Raw genomic sequence first — 20612 nt, 5'->3', positions numbered from 1 at the left:
AGTTATCTTTTTAAAGTTACCAAACTGGCCGAAACTTTTCCATTACCGCTCGGATCTACTTTAAGATCCCCGCCTGAATGACTGAGCAAATCTCTAGAAAAACGGCTCCAATCCCCTTCCATCAAATTTGCCCCTTCTACTTGTAGCTCCAAAGTTTTGACGGTAGGATTCCTAAAACTGATCTTCAGATCTTCCACGTGGTTCGTAACAGATTCGGAAGTTGCGGAAACTATCTCCCCTAAAACCAAAAGAAGAAGATTTGCTTCTTTTACATCCAGTTGATAATGTTTTGCCACCGGATCCAAGTTAGGCAAAGCTTTGTATTTGGAAACGATGCGATTCAGATAATTTTCGATCACTTCTCCGATCGATACACTTTGAATATGTTCGGCGTCTTGTGAAACGGCGTGAACGGAAGCAAGAGCCAATATTCTTCTTTCTAGAATCTGCAAAACATTTCTAGTTTCCATAGAATGTTCCGAATCTTTCAGAAAGGAAACCATCTCCAAGATCACTTGCATATTATTCCTGACCCGATGAGATAGCTCTTTTAAAAGAACATCTTTGTCCAAGATCAACTTATCCAAATTTGCTCCTATTAAAATGGCGAATAACGTTAGAATACAAAGTGACGCAATCGAGTCGGTATAAATTTCACTGCCGCTAGATCCGATCGGAATACCTGTCTTCCAAAAGATAAGCCCTAAACAATAGAACATAGCAAGAAGGGCCATCTTACGATTGAAAAAGTAGAGTTGAAAAAAAACTAAAACCGGAAACCAAACAGCCGCATTTTTTACGCCTGGACCGTAAACAACTCCAAGTCCCAATGCCAAGGCAAACAAAAAGGAAGAAAGATAAACTGCTTCTTTATATCTGGATTTATAAAGTAAAAAACAGCATAAGATAGAAGTGATCCCTGCAACTGTGTAGCCGGGCCTGAATGTATGATTTCCTGTTAAAAATTCAAAGCCCAAGATTGCGGCTGACATAAAGCCGACTACAATCGTTATCCCTAAAAGAAATTTTTTGCGAGGCAGACCTGGGATATCTATGATCTCAAACATAAGGGCACCCTATTTTCCGAAAGAGCGGATCGAATGGCTTATTGGACGGTTAACGGATGCGATTTACGTAGAAAGTGAATGTTTTTTCTGTAAGATTCTGGCGGAAGTCCCAAGCCAAAACCTTGATCACATTTTCTCCATTACGAAAATCCAAATTACCTACCAAATATTGGTCCTTATAATAAAGGTCTGAAAAAGGAAAACCTTCCGAATTTTTCCATTCTCCTTTTTCATAATGTAGATTGGAGAAGCTAGCTTTCTTTAATAATTGACCGTTCAAGGAAACTTGGATTTGAGAAACACCCCTTCTCTGGCCGGGTTTTTTTCCGGCGTCCTGGATGCCGACTGTCACCGGAAATGCACGAGATATATTGATATTGTCCCCGTCATTTACCTGACTGTATTTATATTCGTCCTGATGAATGAGTAAATTTCCGATCACTGGAGGATTTTCATCTTCCACGATAGGCAAAACCTTCATAGGGTCCTGGATGATCTTTCCAAAATCCTTAAGTAAGACGAAATGGAGGTGGGCACCGCTGGAGTGACCTGTGTTTCCGGTGTAGGCGATCTTTTCCCCCGCGGCAACTAGACGCTCTTCTAATAAACCGGGAAGCCGTCCGTCTTTTAAATGGTAATAGGAAGAGTACGTCCCATTTCCATGATCCAGCCACACTGAGTTTCCTGTACCGAATTCTTCCCCAAAAGGATCGTCTTCGCCAAACCGTGAATAGAGGATCTTTCCCTCTGCCATTGCCAAAACCGGTTCTCCAGTAGAAGCGATGTCCATTCCGTTATGGAAATGGTCCCCCCTGGATTCTCCGAATACGGAGGTGACCTTGTTCTCGATTCCGTCGGTTTTCACCGGGAAAAGAAAATTTATTACTTTATCGTTTTGCGCAAAGGTGCTTAGATGGAACGCGGCCAAGATAATTCCGAGGGATATACTACGTCTCATATCGTTGGCTCTCAGGTGCAAGGTTACATAAAGAATGAATTTGTCAAAGGATAAAACCCTCGACCTAGTTACCCGTTGCGGGGAAGGAGACGAGGCCGCCCTCAAGTTATTCTTCGAGTCCTATTCCGAAGATATTTACAATTTTCCGATGAAGATTTTTCACCTTAGTGAAGATGACGCCGGAGATTTCTTCTTATACGCGTTCGAAAGATTGAAAACCGGAGCCAGATTCTCTAGCTTCAAAGGTAAATCAAGTTTTAGAACGTGGTTCTATTCCGTTCTACGTAATATGCTCATTGATTGGCAAAGGACCAAACGAGAGCTGAAAATGACCAACCTTGGAAAGATCAACAAGGAAGGAAAAGAATACGCCACAATCGAAGACGAACCGGATCTTCGCCCGGATCTAGTGGAAGAAGCCCAGGAACTGACCAAACATTTCCACCAGGTATTGGGAGAGATCGGCGTAGAGAAGAGAGTCATTTTTAAACTTTCCTATATATATTATCTCAACCTAGACGAGGAAGAGATCCAATTCCTGATCGAAAAAACGAATCTTGGTGTAGAGGAAATTAAAAAGAAAATTTTAGGTCTTCGCTCCGAACTTTCCAAGCGGGAAGAAGAGAATATACGTATGGAAGACAAGATTACGTCTCTATATTTAAATATTCTAGAGCTGAAAGAAAAACAGACTATAACTGTTAAAAAAGCGCCCTTACTCCCTCAAGAAGTAGATAAAACTTCCCAAGCGTTAAAGAAGAAATACGAACAAAGGAAAAAACTCTTAGAAAAACGCAAAAAAGGCCATTTCCTAGCAAGAACCCCGTACAGAGAGGTTGCTGACCTTTTAGGGATAACCGAAGGAAATGTGAGCGTTACATTACTCAGATTGATCGAAAAAATACAAAAAAAACTCAAATTTTCCGAATTGTCTGAGTAGAAAGAATCGTCTTAAAACCTATTGGAGAATCTTACTCAAATGGAATCCAACCGCGAAAACTCGGTGCCAGAAATCATCCAGTCACTATTCGAAGGGAAACCTGAAGTTCTGACTAAACTAGAAAAAGACACCGAACTACAAAACGAACTTATTAGAATGGAAGAAGCTCTCCAGGCTAGTCTAAAAGCTGCCGGCGAGTCCTACTTCGATTCAGCTTCACGTAAACATTCTTTCCAATCCTTCCAAGAGGACTTGGATCTGAATAAGGCCGAACTAAACGAAGGATGGCAGGTTAAACCCTTTCCAGAATATCTGAAAAGATATGTGGAAATGGAATTAGCCCGTAAGGCACAAGGAAAAGAATCCATCGTAGTTAAATTAGGAAAATCCGGAGCACAACTTTTCGGAAGCCTGATCGAAACTCTTCAAATCAATACTCGTGTAGATTATGCGCCTGCTATGCGTTCTGCAGTAGCTAAATCGCCTTCTTCTTCCGAGTTCATCGTATTTGAAGAAAAAATGGATAAGGACTGCAAGTTCACTTACCAAGTCGTACAAGAAACCGAAGAAACTGCTTACTTAAGTGTCAAAATCGAATGTCCAAGACCGGAAGATTTCCAAAGAGTAAATCTTTCTAAGGACGGAAGATTCATACTTTCCAACCAATTCAACTCCGAAGGGATCACTAATTTCTCCGGATTGAGAGAAGGAAAGTACACAGTAGAGTTTCAGGGAAAAGACTTGTCTAAATCCATAGATCTCTTTATCCTTTTGGATTAAGAGCGTTGTAACCAGTTTCCTTCCTGACTCTTATGTCACGGCGAGGAAACTTCTTAGGCGCAGTTTTTAGATCCAATGCTGAACCTAATCATAGACAGAGTCGGTGCCGTAAACGTATTCAATATCCTAGATAGTTCCGGCAGCGGATCAGAATCGCATCTTCAGTCCACAATGGACGAAGACCTAATCTTAGAGTATATTAAGGAAATCGAAAACTTAGTTCGTGTTTCCGTTGCGATCCACCAAAAATCGGCACAGACCCCGACTTTAGAAACGGACATTCTTCACGATCTAAAGATCTTGGGAGAGACTTTTTACGATCAGTTTTTCCCTGCTGCCATCCAAGAAAAACTCAGACTTACTACTGAAAAATACCTTCACTTTAATATAGATCCTAAGTTAGGAGTGATCCCGTGGGAACTCCTACATGATGGTACTTGTTTTCTCTCGGACAAATTCTATATAGGGAAAACCGTAAGAGGAGAATCCAGTAGCGGCGCCTTCAAAGAGAAGGAGAAGCTCAGGATGCTCATCATTGCGGATCCAACCGAGGATCTAGAATGGGCCCAAAAAGAAGGAGAGCAGATCTTTAGGGTCCTAAGCGAGAAGGTACCAAGTTCCAGATTAGAGATAGAATTTATCGGCGGGCGTCAGGTTACTAAATTAAAACTTCTTTCCCTCATCAAAGGAAAGAATATCATCCATTACTCTGGACATCTTTACTTCTCAGACGATCCTTTGGAAAACGGATGGCTAATCTCTGAAGGAAAGATCCTGAAAGCAAGAGAGATCAAAAACTCAGGATTCAATACCGATATGGTATTCTCCAACTCCTGCCAATCCAACAAGAGCGCGACCAGAAATCTGAACGCGGATCTAATGAACAATTTTGCCGGATCCTTTTTGATGTCCGGGATCAAAAGTTTTATCGGTACTAACTGGGAAATCGCAGACAATCAAAATACGATCGATTTCACGATCCAATTTTATACGAACTTATTTGCAGATAGAAGTATAGGCGAGTCCTTGTATCTTGCAAAAGAACACGCCAGAAGGAATTACGATCCTAGCGATCTAACTTGGACCAATTACAGTTTGCACGGGCAGCCGATCATCAGAGTGGTTTCCGATCCCGCAAAAGGTAAACCTGTTCATAAAATAATTAATCCTTCTTTAATATTCAAATTTTATCCTAACCCGATTGCGGCATCCTATTACAAATTCACTGAAAAACAAAAAGAAGAATCGCTCACTTCCTATCAATTGATGGAGTATCTGATCTTTGCTTTTGAGGAGTTTTCCAAAGTGATCGGCGGAATATTATTTAGCGATCACCAAAATCATTCATTAGGAAAATACATCCCGAATAATCCGGACGATGCGTATAATACGGAAAGATGGTGGGAACTGATATTCCAATGCCTTCATGACTTCAGGAAATTGGAGATAACTCCTGTCGTTACCGATCTACCTGAAATACTTTTCGCTAACAAGGATACTATCTCTAAGATGATCCAATGGATTGATCTATATTCCAAAGGACAGATCCAACCTGAATCAGCTGACGGATATCTGATCACATTCCAGTATTATTTCGAAAACCTTCTGACAGAGTTAGAGGAGCTAGAAAGGATCAGCGTTTTCTTAGTTTCTACAAACTCGAATAATCATCTATTCTTCCGCGGTTTAAAACCCGAATCCTCCTTAGTAGCTGCTCCTATGATCAAACAAGATTTTATAGGAGAGCAGATAGAAAAGTATAGAGGAAAGGTAATCGTTTTTCACGAAGATAGAATGCAGATATTCCCTCTAAACTGTAATATAGTGGAAAATCCCGAGACCAAAGAATTAGAACTCGCGTTCTTGGGATTTCTCCCTTCTAAAGCAGGGAATTTGCCTCACGGCGGTTTATAAGTAGTGGGGCTTTGCCAACCTTCCGCAAACGTTCCGTTTTCCTGCGGAGCCTGCTGCGGATTATTCAATCTTGAATTAAAGCCGGACCAATTCAGAACTATCCTGAAAGAAAGGACCGAAACTTTTAAAGAGTCAGTGGACTTCTCGAAACCTTATACAATGGCCGAATTCAGAAAGGTAAGGGAAGAAGCTGAAAAAAATTACGTTAAGAAAGATCCGCTTACCTATAACTGCCCTTTTTTAGGAATGCTTACGGAAGAAATAAATGGGTATTCTCCGGAGACAAATGTCAGAAGCAGAATAGGCTGCATGATCCATCCTGTTTACACCGGAGATCCTCGTAGCCAGAATTATTCCTTTTACGGAGCTTCTATCTGCCAAGCCTATGATTGTAGGAATAAAGAAAGAAATTTTGCAGATGAATGGGAGAATGTATTTTCCGAATTTGCAGATGATTCTTTTTCTTATTCTGCACTTTCTTCGGATTATAGAAGTATAGATCTGATAGAAGGTTACTTAATCGAAAAAGGTATCCCTTCTTCCGAATGGTTTACTAGTTCGAGAGAGATGATTCTCAAAATCCTGAAGATCAAATTCGAACAGGGAATCTCCTTATGGAATACTTCTTTCGAATTGGATATGGAAAGTCCTCCTCCGATCTCTTTTAAAGAACGATTGGCGAAATGGTTGGGCCTGGAATCGGATGATCCCAGGCTTTAATTGTAAAAATCTATTTGGATTGGTGGGGAAGATTAAAAACGAAAAGTAGTGAGATCTCAGTCGTTAGAGTTTTTCTTACCGAATTCTTTTTTCGCTTCTTCTACTTTGGAATTAACTTGGCCAGCAAGACCTTCCACGGAACGTAATGCGTCTTCGATATACTTTCTAAGATTATTTGCAACTTCGCTTTGATCTTGAGAACCTTTTGCGGAGAGTTCTTTAAATTCTTTTTCCACTTTTAAAAGAATACTGTCCGCTTGTTCCCTCAGGGTTTTTGCCGCTCCGATCGCGAAATTCAGCGCTTCTTTGATTTCCTTTTCCATACTTTTGATCCTATATATTGTATGATGATTATGCGCCGCACAACGGTTTGTCAACAACTTACCGAAACTAAGAGGGCATAAAAAAGGAGTAAGTGAAAATCCCACTTACTCCTCCGGAAATAAATCCGACTTTTTAAAGCTGTTAGCCTAACTGAGGTCCAAACGCTGTGAAGTCGAAGTCTTTGGAACCTTCTGCATATTTTTTGAAGTTCTCAATAAACATGCCTGCAAGCTTCTTAGAGGACTCATCGTATGCAGCCTTATCAGCCCAAGCCTCGCGAGGATCCAGGATGGAACTATCCACACCTTCTACGGTTTTAGGATATTCAACTTGGAAGATCGGGTGCTTTGTGAAAGCGGATTTATCGATGTTTCCGTTCATAATCTCGTCGATAATTTTACGAGTAGAAGGAAGGTTCATCCTCTTACCAGTTCCGTAAGCTCCACCTACAAGTCCTGTATTCATCATGTATGCGCGCACATTGTGTTTACGCATTTTTTCTCCCAACAACTTAGCATAAACAGTTGGGTGAAGTGTCATGAACGCAGCTCCGAAACAAGCGGAGAAAGTAGCGGTAGGCTCTTTAACACCTCTTTCAGTTCCGGCAACTTTTGCAGTGTAACCTGATAAGAAGTGATACATTGCTTGTTCGATAGACAAACGAGAAACCGGAGGAAGAACTCCGAATGCATCGTAAGTCAAGAAGATGATCACTTTAGGATGATCGCCTTTGGAAGGAACTTGGATATTTTTGATGTGGTAGATCGGGTAGGAAACTCTGGTGTTTTCGGTTTTAGCAGCGGAAGTATAATCTACAACTTTCGTTTTTTCGTCGTAAACTACGTTCTCTAAAAGAGCGTCTTTTTTAATCGCTTCGAAAATTTCAGGCTCCGTCTTAGGATCCAGGTTGATTACTTTCGCGTAACAACCGCCTTCGATATTGAAAATTCCGTTATCGTCCCAACCATGCTCATCGTCTCCGATCAGTTTGCGGTTCGGGTCGGTGGAAAGAGTAGTCTTACCTGTTCCGGAAAGTCCGAAGAATAAAGCGGTGTCGCCATTCTTGTTCCCGATATTCGCGGAACAATGCATGGAAAGAATTCCCTGTAACGGCAACTTGTAGTTCATTACGGAGAAGATACCCTTCTTCATTTCTCCGCCGTACTCGGTTCCGCCGATGATACAAAGTTTTTTTGCTAGGTTGAAGATCACGAATACTTCCGAGTTCAGGCCATGCTCTTTGTATTTTTCGTTCTTCACTCCGCAAGCATTGATGATAGTGAATTCAGGAAGAAGGTTAGCCAACTCTTCCTTAGTAGGGCGAAGGAACATGTTGGTGCAGAAGTGATGCTGCCAAGCTTTTTCAGAAACTACTCGAAGACCGATTCTGGTCTCAGGGTTCGCTCCAGCATATCCGTCGAATACGTAGAGTTTTTTTCCGTTCAGGTAGTTTACACATTTCTGATAAAGTTCTTCGAAAACCGCTTCGGAAGCTTTAAAGTTAATATGACCCCACCAGATATTCTTATTAGAGGAAGGTTCATCTACGAAGTATTTATCTTTCGGAGAACGTCCGGTAAAAATACCGGTATCTACCATCATGGTTCCGTTAGAGGAAATTACCGTTTCCCCGTTATTTTTTTCGTGTTCGAAAATTTCGTCGTATGAAAGGTTATGGAAGACTTCGGAGGGCTCTAAACCGAGCTCCTTCAGTCCCTTCACTTGCGTCTGGGCCTGCATTTGGCTCTCCTTGCTGAGATCGTATTTCAATTTTTTTTCGGAGTGAGATACCGTCAATTCGGAACCGGGTCGAATTTGGAAGCAACTCCTAAATCCGACCCGCATTTTGTCTCTTTAGGGGCGGGTTATTGCTGTTGTTGCTGCTGATCTTGGAAGTCTTTACGATTTCCGAAATCATCTCCCTTATTCTCGTTTTTATCGCCTCTGTCTTGGTAATTGCCGCGGCCCTGGTTTTTGTTTTGGTAATCTTTACGGTTACCTCTTTCCTCGTTTCCTCGGTCCCCACGATCGTATCTATTTCCACGATCTTCTCCGCGTTCTCCGCCCTTACCGCCTCTGTTTTCTTTTTCAGGGGCGCGTTCACTTTTATCAAAGCCACTGTTTCCGTTGGCCTTGGTGAATATCATTTTTCCGGCTGCAGTTTGTATGATAGAAGTAACAGTAACTTTCACTTCTTTTCCGACTAGATGTCCGCCGTTCTCTATCACTACCATGGTTCCGTCTTCTAGATAGCCGATACCTTGGTTTTCGTCCTTTCCTTCTTTGATGACTTGGATAGCTAATTCTTCTCCAGGAAGGACGACAGGTTTTAATGCGTTAGCCAAGGTGTTCAAGTTTAGGACTTTTACTCCTTGGAGTTCTGCAACTTTGTTGAGGTTGAAGTCGTTAGTTACGATCTTTCCGCCGGTGTCTCTAGCTAGTTTAATCAACTTAGCGTCCACTTCTCTAGTATCGGAATAATCTTTGTAAGTGATCTTAACTTCGATAGAACCTTTTCTTTGGAGCTTGTTCAACATCTCCAAACCTCGGCGTCCTCTCGCTCTTTTGATCGGATCAGAAGAATCACTGATCAACTGGATCTCTCTCAATACGAAGTTAGGTAGAATGAGAGGTCCGTCGATAAAATGTGTATCAGCAATATCTAATATCCTTCCGTCGATAACAACGGAAGTATCCAGGATTTTGTCTCTGACTTCGTCTTTACCGATAGAAGCAACACCGAATGGATCTACTAGGGAAGTAGGTCCGGAAGCGCCGCCTCCGAATACGGAAAGGCCAGGTTCTTTTGCAAATGACTTACCTGCTCTAGCTCCGAAAAGACCTAGGATCAGGTACAATGCAAGATTCAATTCCTCGAAACGAATGATAGTTCCAATAAACCAAGCTAGGGCGAATCCTAATAATGCACCCACGCCTACACAAAAAATAACGTCTCCGCGAAGTTTTGGAAATAGTTTAGTTTCACCGAACAAAAGTACGAGAGAAATAACGAGTACAAGCCCTGCACTGGAGCCTGAAAATACAAACTCTTGAGTTTGCTTTTGCGTTACAAAGAACGACACTAAGGAGAGTAAGACGGCCGTTAGACCTTTATAAAAATACGCCATAACTCAAATCCTTTTAAATAAGATTCGAGTTTTATCGGAAATTATTCTTCGTCTATGTCGACTGCTGCTACGGGAACTCTTTCTCCCGGAGCGAATGTACTAGCTAGAACATCTGACACAAGGTTCCCAGCTTCTTCTTGGGAAACTCCTTTGCTTAGGGCGACTTCCATCTTAACTAGATTGTACGCACTTTCGTACAATTTCCGTTCCATGATGGACAGTTCTTTACCGTTTGCCCTGCGGAATAAATTCCTGCACACATCCGCCACTTCGAAAATCGATCCGGACTTTATTTTGTTCAGGTTGTTTTGGTACCTGATCTTCCAGTCCTCTTCAGTATCGACCTCGTCTTTCTTGAGTAGATTGATAACTTTTTTGATATCCTTCTTGTCGATAATCGGTCGAATCCCGACCTGCTTTGCTTTATCGACCGGGATCATCACCTTCATCTTGCTACCCTGGATTTCCATTACGTAGCACTCTTTTTTCTTTCCCAGGATAACCTTTTTAGCGATTTCGGTGATTTCACCTACCCCGTGGATCGGATATACGACGTAGTCACCTACGCCATGATCGTAGCCAGATTGTTTCTTTTTGCCAGCCAATTAGTATTAAGACTTCCGTTAAAACTCTGCCCAAAAATATAGCAAATTTTGAGGCAAAGTCAAGGAAAAAATGAGTTTAAGCTCAGATCTGAACTTTGTTCGAAAATTCAGATCAAAATTGAAGTTTGTGAATGGAAGTTTTGTGAAAAATCGGATCATTCAGAGGACGAATGGATTCCAGCGCCTTGGCAGCTTCTTCTTTTCCGTAAAAGTATCCTAAAAATAATTCTCCGTCTTTGGATCTGAAAAATCTTCCTTGGAATTCCGGTTTTGCTCTAAGCAATTTTTTTCCAATTTCCATCGCCTCTACAGAGTCTTCGGTCGGGATAGATAGGAAATAATTTTCCTTATCCGATCTTGCCGGAAATTTGAGACCAGGATTTTTGCTCGAGTTTTGAGAAGAAGAAGTTTCAGTAGAACTTTCCGTAACATTGGAGCTTACGTTTTCGGAAGAAGAATTTTCTCTCTCTTCTACTGATTGTTCCGTTCTAACGTTTTTTCCCGCATTATAAAAAGATTGGGTTTCGTTTTGAGCAAATGCTTGCTCCTTCTGATCCAATCTAAGACCGACTACTACTCCGCCTGTAAAAAGTGAAATGGCTCCCACCAAAACCAAAAAAATGGATCTGGAGCTTGGGAAAGAACGGATCGGAGAATTTCCTCCCCTCACATGCTGGATGGTTTGCACGGTAGGAAAAGACTCTCCCTGACGTGGAGCCGGACCTCTGGTTCCGGATTGTCTCAGTCTTCTGGAATAATCTATATTTTGCATATTGCGTCCGGGAAAACTTGTCTCTTTTCAAATATCGGCAGGATTTGCCGTTTCTTTGCAGTTTTTTTAAGTCCTCAGTTTGGTGCAGAAAATAAAAAAGCCGGAGCGAGCGCCCCGGCTTTTTCGCAATAGGCCTTTCGGTCTCTTGCTTGGTAATTCTAACCTATCCCACCAGATAAAGAAGAGGGAAGAGGTAAATCCAGATCAAGTCAACTACGTGCCAAAATAGACCTACTCCTTCGACTGGAGTGTAGTATTCAGGACCAACTTGGTTTTTGATCACTTTCAAAAGTACCCAAAAGATCAGGAATGCACCTGCAAGAACGTGCAAACCGTGAATACCTGACATTACGAAATAGAATCCGAAGAACAAAGGCCAGTTTTTGGTTTTTTCCAAAAGGGTAAGGTGTTCGTATTCAGTCTCGTCCAGATGAAGTTTGTGTTCTCTTTCTGCTACACTAAGTTTGTTAGCTTCGGCAAGTAGTGCGCCTACTTTGGTTACCTTTTCGCCGGAAGCGCTTAACTCTTCAGTGTAAGCGTATTTTCCAGGAACCGTACCTACGTGGAACTTGTGAGTGTATTCGAAAAACTTTACGACCATGAAGATCGCAGCACAAGCGATAGTCACTGCAAGAGCGATGATCGCCTTATTTTTCATACCTCTTTGCACATAGTTAATTCCAAGCGCCATTGTGAAGGAGCTGAATAGAAGAACTACCGTGTTCACTGCACCCAAGACAACGGAAAGTTGCTTACTTCCCGCATGAAAAACTTGAGGATATAGAGAATGATAAATGGAATATCCTACGAATAATCCACCAAACATCAGGATTTCCGTAACAAGGAATAACCAGATCCCTTGTTTGGAAGACTCGTATTGATGTTCTGCGCTATCGAAATGATGCGCGTGATGAAAACCACCTGTGTGATTAGCGGTACTCATATGGCCCTCCGGTTAGTACTGGGGTCTTTTCAAAGTTTTCGTGTGGAGGAGGAGAAGGAATAGTCCATTCCAAAGTTTTTCCTCCGAAAGGATTATTGCCTGCTTCTTTTCCTTTTAGAAGTGCATGAATCACTCCGAAAAGTCCGATCAAAAATCCCGTTCCGATCAACCAAGATCCGAAAGTCGACATTTGGTTTAATTCGGTGAATGTAGGAAGATAATCGTAATATCTACGAGGCATTCCCATATTTCCTAAGATGAATTGAGGGAAGAAGGTAACGTTAAATCCTGAGAAGATAAAGACCCAGGAAATTCTTCCGAGTACGTCGCTGTAAATTTTTCCGGTAACTTTAGGGAACCAGTAGATCAATGCTCCCATAAGAGCCATCAGAGTTCCACCAACCATCACATAATGGAAGTGAGCCACTACGAAGTAGGTATCGTGGAAGTGAACGTCCATACCGGTGGAAGCCAGATACACTCCGGTCAAACCGCCGATGGTGAATAAGAACATGAACCCGATCGCGTATAACATTGGAGCATCCAGACGAATGCTTCCTTTATACATTGTCGAGATCCAGTTGAACAACTTGATCGCAGTAGGAACCCCTACCAGCATTGTGATAAAGGAGAAAAGAACACCCGCAAACTCGGATTGTCCTGAAACGAACATGTGGTGTCCCCATACTAAGAAGGAAACCCCAGCGATCGCTAAGGAAGAATAAGCAATTGCAGTATATCCGAAGATTACTTTACGAGAGTAAGTAGCAACCAACTCGGAAATCACTCCCATCGCAGGAAGGATCATAATATAAACCGCAGGGTGAGAATAGAACCAGAAGAAGTGCTGGAACAGTACCGGATCTCCTCCTAACTGAGGATCGAAAATCCCCACTCCGAGAGTTTTCTCCGCAACAAGTAGAAGCAGAGTGATCGCAAGAACTGGAGTTGCCAATACTTGGAGGATCGCAGTCGAATAAAGCGCCCAAACCATGAGAGGAATTCTGTTCATGGTCATTCCAGGTGCTCTTAATTTATGAGTGGTTACGATAAAGTTTAAACCGGTCAAAATGGAGGAGAATCCAATGATGAATACTCCGAGAACCATCGGAATCACACCCATTCCAGTTTTAATGGAAGAATATGGAGTGTAGAAGGTCCAACCGGTATCTACGTTTTGCATAAACAGAGTGGAGCCGGTGATCGCAGCGCCGATCATTAGCATGTACCAGCTCATTAGATTCAATCTAGGGAAAGCTACGTCTTTTGCTCCGATCATGATCGGAAGAACGAAGTTTCCGAAAATTGCAGGAATACCAGGAACGATTACCATGAACACCATAATGGCTCCATGGTAGGTCATCATTCTGTTATAAACGTCTGCGGAAAAAAGGGTCTTTCCCGGTGTGAATAATTCTGCGCGAACTAATAAAGCGAAAATTCCTCCTAAGAAGAAGAAGCTCATGATCGCGATAAAGTACATGATCCCGATACGCTTATGATCTAAGGTAGTAAGCCAGGACCAAATCCCCTTTTGGTGATTCAGGTAATTATGTTGCTCGTGGGCCATTGTCCGTAATCCTATTTAAGCGTCTTAATGAATTCGATGATGTCCTTGATCTCGTCCTCTTTGATCCTTCCTTGAAAGGAAGACATCGCAGGAGGGAATCCAGCTACGATCTTAGCTGTAGGAACAAGGATGGATTGTTTGATATAAGCGTCGTCCGCAGTTACGGAAGAACCGTCTGCGAATTCTCTCTTATTGCCATAAAGACCTTTGAAGGTCGGTCCAACAATCCTGGATCCATCGATGGAGTGACATCCGCTACATCCAAGGCTTCCTTTGAAAAGAGCTTCTCCCCTTTCCGCAGGTCCTCTTGTGCTCGCGCCGGCAGAAGCAGCGAGTTTTTCGGCCTGCCAAGCAGCGAATTGCTCTCCGTCCACCACACGAATCGTAGCCATCATATTGGAGTGTTTAGTTCCGCAATACTCTGTACAGAATACTGTGAAGTCCCCTTTCTCAATCGGAGTGAAAGTGAAAGTAGTTCTTCTGCCGGGAACCGCATCCATTTTGTTCCTGAATGCAGGAACATAGAAGCTATGCAGAACGTCATCTGAAGTAAGAATGAAACGAATGGTTTTGCCAACCGGAACTACCACGACCTCAGGTTTGAGAAGAGTAGAATCCGGATCGTCAGCTACTAACTTTTTGTCGCTAGGGCTATTGATCTCGATATCATTCGCGTATTTGAAAGTCCAAGCCCACTGACGAGCAGTAACGTGAACCTCAACATCACCTTTCTCTCCGACTCGGCGAAGATCATGAAACACGCTCCATCCCCAAGCGAAGATGACCATCATGATCACGAAAGGTATGAAGGACCAAAGAAACTCAGCAAGAGTGTTGTGCGTGATGTAAGCACTTTTCTGATCTTCAGATTTCCTTCTATACTTGAAAATGAATATTACCATTCCCCCAATGAGAATGATAAAAGAGATAAGGCCCGAAACAAGAAGAAAGATATAGAGGTTGTCTACATCTCCCGATTCTTTAGTCGCTGGAACCGGCATGAAGCTTGTCGCCGTAATAAAAGAGAACCAGTTCATCGGATCGAAATCACTCCTTCCTTTTTTTATACTGTACTAGACGAGTTTTGTTTCTTCCAAAAGCGGAATAAGAACGCTGCAAGGATAACGACGGTGAGAAAACCGCCGATTCGCATGATATTGAATGCGTATAATGTATACCTATTTTTGGATGGATCAAATTGGAAGCAAAAAAGGGCAACACTGTCAGTCAAATCGCCGATTTTACCGTTTCCAGCCTCTACGAGAGATAATCTGAGAGTCCTTTCTTCCATCGGAATGCCTTTTAAATACCTGGAAATTTGCCCTTCCGGGGTAATCACATAGGCAACGGAAACATGCACCCATTGATCGTTATAAGGATTCCATTTATAGGTAAAACCTAGGCTGGAAGCCAAAGCCTTTATTTCAGGATCGTTTCCGGTTAAAAAACTCCAGCCGGAGCCGTCCCCTCTTCCATAATCTTTCACATATACTTCTTTTTTCGCTTTTGCAAGATCAGGTTTTTCTTTCGGATCGAAGCTTACTGCTACGTAATTAAATTCTTTTCCGACTTCTAAATTCAGTTCTTTGAGAGCGGTTGAGATCTCATTTAGATAAAGACTGCAGAGAGTAGGACATCTATAATATACTAAGGTTAGAAGAAGCGGCTTTCCTTCTTTCAGATAGTCGCCTATGCGGACTTGTTTACCTTGCTCATCTACGAAAGATAAATTAGTATCTATATGGTTTCCTAATTTTTCTTCCAGACCTACACCTTCGAGCTCAGGAGGAACTGCATGCGCAGGTAGTTCTCTTTCGGTATCGAAGGATAGAACGGATAGGAATGGTAGAAAAAAAATTAGAGCCGCAGCACCTTTAGAAAAACGCTGCGGATGATTGGAGGAGAACAAGGTTTTATTCCCGGATTCTTTCCTTACTTCGCTGCCGAAGTGTGGGAAGGAACTACTTCGTTATAATCTTTAACACCTTTATGGAACGCAGTAAGATAAACGAAATAAAGAATGTTTGCGGTCAATACGACCACGAATGTCCAAAAACCTGCCTTGTTGTAATGGTCTCCGTTTTGGCTCATGGAATGACTCCTAAAGTATCAGAAAAAAACGTTTCACTTTTGTAAAAAGCGAAAGATACCAACCAGTTTTGAAGACCTGTCCTTTTTTTGAAAGCGTTTTTGCTTTTCAGTCTTTTCAAGCATTTAGAACGGACATAAAAAGCTTCTGACCGAAGGTCGGGTATTAGAACGTTCGTTCTTCAGAATCTTAAAATGCATTTTGCATGAGAATTAGTCTCAGATCAAAATGGAAGCTTTCGATTTTCAAACATCAAATCTCTTGCCCCAAATCAATCGCGCTCAAGTATGGTAAAGAAGAGCTCGGATCCTCCGAAAAAACAGAATGATCGCTTCTACTTATTCTCATTTCAGAAAGTTTTCTCTCTTTCTGGTCCTGTATTCAGTTTTAATTTTTCTAAATTTATTGTACGGACCGCTTGTTCGAGCCACTGACTCGGGACTCGCTTGTCCTGATTGGCCTTTTTGTTTCGGCAAAATTTTTCCGGACTTCGATTTTAATATTTTTATGGAAGTCGGACATAGATATTATTCCGGATTTTTAGGAATTGTGCTCATTGCTGGAACTATCTGGACCGCAATCGTTCCGGAACTTAGAAAACCTTTTCTAGGTTATTTTATCATAGGGATCCTACTGATCGCTTCTCAAGTTACTCTGGGGGGTTTGACAGTTCTTCTTTCATTGGATCCTGCTACCGTAAATCTCCATTTATTGAATGCTATTTTATTCTTACTTTGTATAGTTACCGCGACTTTTAAAGCGCGCTATCTTGCAAATTCCACCGATTCAAATGAGTTTTTAACAAAGAATAGTTTATTGCAGAAGGACCAAATCCCTCTGCTGATCGGAGTATTGTTGATCTTCTTCCAAATCATTTTAGGGGGAAGAGTAAGTTCCAACTATGCAGGGCTCGCTTGTTTAGAGTTCCCGACTTGTAACGGAGAATGGATACCTTCCGTCCCGGAACCCAAAGTTCAGATTCAAGTACAACACAGATTGGGCGCCTATTTGGTTGCATTTTATATTCTTCTAATAAACCTTTACGGAATATTCAAAGGATTCTCCGCGGAGACTAAAAAATACGTTAGAACGGCGATCATTCTGCTGCTCATACAGATAGGATTGGGAATTGTAAACGTATATATGAAGCTCCCTAAATTAGTGACAGCCGCCCATACCGGCGTGGCCATTCTTCTTTTCTTATCCATGTATGCAGTTTGGGTGCAGAGAGCTTCCGAGCTTTCTAAGAGTAAGGTTTCCTAAATAGAATGAATAGTTTTCTTTCAGACTGGAACCAAATGATCAAACCAAGGGTGAGTTCACTGGTATTAGCTACTGCTGTACCGGGTTTATACCTGGGCGGCTCTTCTGCACCAAGTACACTTTTGGTTTTTATGACAATGCTTGGGACTTTTTTGATGTCTTCCGCATCTTTTGTCTTTAACCAGATCATAGAAATAGACAGAGATTCTAAAATGAAACGGACTGCGAATCGTCCACTTCCTGCCGGAAGGATAAGTGTTGCTCAAGCTTGGATCGCGGGATTTGCGATGACTTTCGCAGCATTTTGGATCTTATATTATTTTGCGAATTTGCTGACAGCAATATGTGCATTTGCAGCACTTCTCGCTTACGTTTTTCTTTATACAATTCTTTTAAAACCGAGGACTCATCAGAATATCGTAATTGGTGGAGTAGCAGGTTGTGTAGGGCCTCTAATAGGTTATGCTGCGGTTAGCAATTCTTTACCTCTGCCTGCGTGGATATTATTCCTGATGATCTTTCTCTGGACTCCTGCTCACTTCTGGGCGCTCGCAATCTTCTTGAAAGAAGATTATAGCGACGCGAATTTTCCTATGCTCCCGGTTGTGAAAGGTGTAAAGGAAACAGGACGTTCTATTTTGTTTTATACGATTCTGTATGTGGGATCAGTGATCGCGTTCTATTGGGCGGAACCTTCCATGGGTTGGCTGTATATGATCTCTTCCGTGGCGTTGAGCATCTCCATACTTTATCTTTCCGTAAAATTGTTCCAGAACCCAGAACCGAAATTTGCGAGGGGATTTTTCTTCTTTAGCATTCTTCACTTATTTTTGATCAATATTTTAATTCTGATCGATCATTCCATCGCTGCCTAATTTAAAAGTCCACCAAACCGGTTTTTCGCTCAAAAAATTTCACTTCACTTTTTAAACCTTTCAGAGTTGACATTCGTTTAATAGCAGATAGTTTTCTCTCCTCAAGAGGTTTTTCTTATGATCGATCTTTCGAATTCGGTTCGCCCTTATGTCCTGAAATTATTGGTGGTTTTAGGTTTAGTATCCTTCTCGGGCTCCCCAATTTTTTCTCAAAGTAAACCGGGAGAATTCGACGCGGAATTATATGCACAGTTAGTAAGACAGAGTAACGTGCAGTTCACCAATCTGATCAAGTCCAAGACAGTACTCGCGGATCATAAAGGCTGGAAGAAACCGATAGACAAAGCTTTCGGAAAACTTTCCAAAAATTCAGGAAACCCTCCTTTTCCTCTAGTTTATAAAATCGTAAAGGAACCTAGCTTCAACGCGTTTGCGATGGCAGGCGGACAATTCTGCATTCACTCCGGCGCTTTGGATTCACTCGATGAGATAATAAAACAAAAAGAAGCGGATGCAGCCCAAAAGTTGGACTTCCATCGTGAAAGATATATCGCAGGAGTCCTATCTCACGAGTTAGCTCACTTCTATAATAGACATGTTTTCAATAGTGTAAAAAAGTTTTATGCACTTAAAGATGAGCCGTCTGGAAAAGCATTTTTGGAAAACAGTAAATTCTCTCAAGAGCAAGAGCTGGACGCAGACCAAACAGGATTGTTCTTGTTAGACAAGGCAGGTTACGGCGGAGACTTCATGCTAATCACTCTCCAAACCTTGAACGAGGTGGAACAATCTTATAAAGAAGCATTAGCTTCTTCTAAAGCGGATAAAACCAGGCCTGAATTGATCGGCTCACATTATTTCTCCAGTCACCCTTCTCCAAACGAGAGATTATCCAGACTCAAGACGGATAAACAAGAACTGTACAGCTTCTTAGCTAAGATGGAAAAAACTTTCGATGATATCCAATTAGGAAGGAACTTAGACGAAGCAAGATCCAACTTAGAAGACGGACTCAAAAAATTTCCCGAGAATACTTATTTGAGCAAAGCTCTTGCGGTTTGTATGCACAAGATTTGGATGGCGACCGCTTCTAACGAAGAATTAAAATTAAAGCCTGTGTTAGATATGCCTTCTTTCAGAGACACTATGGTGTTTCCACCGGACAAAAGTAAACGTGCAGTTATGAGGATCGTTCCAGGAAACGAGGCAGCATACAATCGAGCGCTCAAAGCATACAGAGAAGTGATCGTAAAAACGGACGATCCTTACTTTCTATCTAACTATGCGGTATTACTTTCATATTCCGCAGACGAGAAAGATCTGGATGTAGCAGTTAATGTTGCAAACCAAGCTTTCCAAGCGGAAGGAACTGTTGCATTAGCAAACAACTTGGGAGTAGTTCTTTTCTGGACGGATAAAAAAGAAGAAGCAAAGGAACTTTTCAATCGTCTCGCACTTTCTATCGATCAGAAAATCAGAACTCTTGCTTCTCAAAGTGGGAACAACCCTCAGATAGCTCAGTATCTGAGAACAATCGGTCAATCCACCGCTCAAAAACAACAAGTGGATCCTGATTATATTTATGAGAACTTTACCCCTATTTTAAACATTGCACTGGTAGAATCTTATTCTGCAGTAGATCCAAAGTCCAAAGGACTCGCGAGTTATTATCTGACAAATTACGATTCCACTTCCGGTTGGGCAAAGGTATTAGCCAAGATCCATTCGATTGAACTGACTGCTCCTACGGCTCCAAACGAAGTGAATGCTTTTAAAGTGGGTGGGGTAGGTCCGGGAGACAAGTTAGAAGATCTTTTGAAAAACTGGGGAAAACCAACTCGTATCAAAACGGATAAGAAAAGCGGCTTGGAATATTTCGAATACGATAACAAAGAGACCGCGTTCATCTTAGATATGGGAACCGTAGTACAGGTAAACGTCGTAGGAGATGCTAGTCCTGGCTTGGGACAAGGGATCACGGTTGGATCTTCTAAACCGGCTGCGGAAAAACTTTTGGGTTCTAAATTCCGAAAGCAAGGCGAGTATCACGACTACTACGAAAAAGGAAAGGCTTTCGTGAAATATAATAAACACGGAAAGATAGATCTTTTAGTGGTTCAGTGATCGATCTTTAAAGACAAACCTTCTCATTAAAACACCGGTCCCGGAAACCAAAACCGCCGGGACCCAAATCCAAATCAGTTCCGATTGGATCACAACCCAACCTCTCGCCGTAAAAAAATTTCTAGGGCCGATAGGAGAGACTCTAATCGGCCGGAACTCGAAAAAAAATCTTTCAGAACTCCAAGGGATAAAAAACCCAACTCCTAAACCACCTGTGGTCATTGCGTCCAATACTCCATGAGAGATCAAGGATACGAATAAAAATAAAAAGATGGCAAGCCAGCTTGCCTTCAGTTTGGTCCTGAAAAATGCAACAATACAGGACATGATCAAAGCAAATAAGATAGAATGAGTAAACCCTCTATGACCCCAATCACTTTCGTACGGAACCCCGAATTTAAAGGCGACTACGTCAAAATCGGGAAGAATAGAGAAGAATATTCCAAAAACTGCAAGTATTAGAGGGATCTTCTTTTTCCCGAAGAATAAAAAGAGAGAGATAGGTACTGCAGGGTGGGAGAATATAGTAGCCATTGATCG

The 20612-nt window shown here is 41.9% G+C and carries 20 protein-coding genes; 7 read left to right on the top strand and 13 right to left on the bottom strand.

What is annotated here, in order from left to right:
* Positions 1–2 precede the first annotated feature (2 nt).
* The gene (locus tag LEP1GSC185_RS04125) at positions 3–1067 is read right to left on the bottom strand and encodes a histidine kinase dimerization/phosphoacceptor domain -containing protein (protein ID WP_008594504.1); all 1065 of its coding nucleotides are present in this window, start codon (positions 1065–1067) and stop codon (positions 3–5) included.
* A 49-nt stretch (positions 1068–1116) separates the two neighbouring features.
* Positions 1117–2025, bottom strand: a complete 909-nt coding sequence (locus LEP1GSC185_RS04120; protein WP_024863900.1) for a M23 family metallopeptidase — start codon at positions 2023–2025, stop codon at positions 1117–1119.
* Between the two features lie 34 nt (positions 2026–2059).
* Here LEP1GSC185_RS04120 and LEP1GSC185_RS04115 point away from each other — a divergent pair, with 34 nt between their 5' ends.
* The 4 genes from LEP1GSC185_RS04115 (at position 2060) to LEP1GSC185_RS04100 (ending at position 6379) form a co-directional block, all read left to right on the top strand.
* Complete coding sequence (locus tag LEP1GSC185_RS04115; protein ID WP_008595481.1) at positions 2060–2965, top strand: sigma-70 family RNA polymerase sigma factor; 906 nt, start codon at positions 2060–2062, stop codon at positions 2963–2965.
* Positions 2966–3004: 39 nt separating this feature from the next.
* On the top strand, positions 3005–3745 hold the full coding sequence (locus LEP1GSC185_RS04110; protein WP_008594354.1) for a hypothetical protein: 741 nt from the start codon (positions 3005–3007) through the stop codon (positions 3743–3745).
* 75 nt (positions 3746–3820) lie between these two features.
* Positions 3821–5659, top strand: coding sequence for a CHAT domain-containing protein (locus LEP1GSC185_RS04105; protein ID WP_008595455.1), 1839 nt, complete (start codon positions 3821–3823; stop codon positions 5657–5659).
* Between the two features lie 3 nt (positions 5660–5662).
* On the top strand, positions 5663–6379 hold the full coding sequence (locus LEP1GSC185_RS04100) for a hypothetical protein (RefSeq protein ID WP_008594401.1): 717 nt from the start codon (positions 5663–5665) through the stop codon (positions 6377–6379).
* Positions 6380–6435: 56 nt separating this feature from the next.
* Here the strand turns inward: LEP1GSC185_RS04100 and LEP1GSC185_RS04095 are convergent, their stop codons facing one another.
* The 10 genes from LEP1GSC185_RS04095 to LEP1GSC185_RS20010 all read right to left on the bottom strand — a co-directional run bounded on the left by LEP1GSC185_RS04095 (position 6436) and on the right by LEP1GSC185_RS20010 (position 15812).
* Complete coding sequence (locus tag LEP1GSC185_RS04095) at positions 6436–6702, bottom strand: phasin-related domain-containing protein (protein WP_008595105.1); 267 nt, start codon at positions 6700–6702, stop codon at positions 6436–6438.
* Positions 6703–6844: 142 nt separating this feature from the next.
* Positions 6845–8443: a phosphoenolpyruvate carboxykinase (ATP) gene (gene pckA, locus LEP1GSC185_RS04090; RefSeq protein WP_008593933.1), complete on the bottom strand. Its 1599-nt coding sequence runs from the start codon at positions 8441–8443 to the stop codon at positions 6845–6847.
* Positions 8444–8568: 125 nt separating this feature from the next.
* Positions 8569–9831: a PIN/TRAM domain-containing protein gene (locus LEP1GSC185_RS04085; protein WP_008594497.1), complete on the bottom strand. Its 1263-nt coding sequence runs from the start codon at positions 9829–9831 to the stop codon at positions 8569–8571.
* Positions 9832–9872: 41 nt separating this feature from the next.
* Positions 9873–10436, bottom strand: a complete 564-nt coding sequence (locus tag LEP1GSC185_RS04080; protein WP_008593510.1) for a CarD family transcriptional regulator — start codon at positions 10434–10436, stop codon at positions 9873–9875.
* A 112-nt stretch (positions 10437–10548) separates the two neighbouring features.
* Positions 10549–11208: a hypothetical protein gene (locus LEP1GSC185_RS04075; RefSeq protein ID WP_008594175.1), complete on the bottom strand. Its 660-nt coding sequence runs from the start codon at positions 11206–11208 to the stop codon at positions 10549–10551.
* A 163-nt stretch (positions 11209–11371) separates the two neighbouring features.
* Complete coding sequence (locus LEP1GSC185_RS04070) at positions 11372–12151, bottom strand: cytochrome c oxidase subunit 3 family protein (protein WP_008595712.1); 780 nt, start codon at positions 12149–12151, stop codon at positions 11372–11374.
* Positions 12138–13721 (bottom strand): cytochrome c oxidase subunit I, encoded by a 1584-nt coding sequence (gene ctaD / locus LEP1GSC185_RS04065; RefSeq protein ID WP_008594671.1) that lies wholly within the window; start codon positions 13719–13721, stop codon positions 12138–12140. The genes LEP1GSC185_RS04070 and ctaD overlap by 14 nt, the downstream gene beginning before the upstream one ends.
* 11 nt (positions 13722–13732) lie before the next feature.
* Positions 13733–14758, bottom strand: a complete 1026-nt coding sequence (coxB, locus tag LEP1GSC185_RS04060) for a cytochrome c oxidase subunit II (protein WP_008596140.1) — start codon at positions 14756–14758, stop codon at positions 13733–13735.
* Between the two features lie 26 nt (positions 14759–14784).
* Positions 14785–15630 (bottom strand): SCO family protein, encoded by an 846-nt coding sequence (locus LEP1GSC185_RS04055; protein ID WP_008593786.1) that lies wholly within the window; start codon positions 15628–15630, stop codon positions 14785–14787.
* Between the two features lie 23 nt (positions 15631–15653).
* Positions 15654–15812: a hypothetical protein gene (locus LEP1GSC185_RS20010; protein WP_008593596.1), complete on the bottom strand. Its 159-nt coding sequence runs from the start codon at positions 15810–15812 to the stop codon at positions 15654–15656.
* 322 nt (positions 15813–16134) lie between these two features.
* Here LEP1GSC185_RS20010 and LEP1GSC185_RS04050 point away from each other — a divergent pair, with 322 nt between their 5' ends.
* The 3 genes from LEP1GSC185_RS04050 to LEP1GSC185_RS04040 all read left to right on the top strand — a co-directional run bounded on the left by LEP1GSC185_RS04050 (position 16135) and on the right by LEP1GSC185_RS04040 (position 20072).
* Entirely contained in the window at positions 16135–17073 is a 939-nt protein-coding gene (locus tag LEP1GSC185_RS04050; protein WP_008595665.1) for a COX15/CtaA family protein, read from the top strand.
* Positions 17074–17078: 5 nt separating this feature from the next.
* A complete protein-coding gene (gene cyoE / locus LEP1GSC185_RS04045; RefSeq protein ID WP_008594634.1) occupies positions 17079–17948 on the top strand; it encodes a heme o synthase in 870 nt (289 codons plus the stop codon).
* A gap of 117 nt (positions 17949–18065) precedes the next feature.
* The gene (locus LEP1GSC185_RS04040; RefSeq protein ID WP_008593791.1) at positions 18066–20072 is read left to right on the top strand and encodes a M48 family metallopeptidase; all 2007 of its coding nucleotides are present in this window, start codon (positions 18066–18068) and stop codon (positions 20070–20072) included.
* Here the strand turns inward: LEP1GSC185_RS04040 and LEP1GSC185_RS04035 are convergent.
* The gene (locus LEP1GSC185_RS04035; RefSeq protein WP_008595485.1) at positions 20058–20606 is read right to left on the bottom strand and encodes a metal-dependent hydrolase; all 549 of its coding nucleotides are present in this window, start codon (positions 20604–20606) and stop codon (positions 20058–20060) included. The genes LEP1GSC185_RS04040 and LEP1GSC185_RS04035 overlap by 15 nt on opposite strands.
* Positions 20607–20612 lie beyond the last annotated feature (6 nt).

The organism is Leptospira licerasiae serovar Varillal str. VAR 010 (genome assembly GCF_000244755.1).
Taxonomy (GTDB): Bacteria; Spirochaetota; Leptospiria; order Leptospirales; family Leptospiraceae; genus Leptospira_B; species Leptospira_B licerasiae.
Note: the sequence above shows the minus strand (reverse complement) of the source record. Positions and strands in the feature narration are given on the sequence as shown.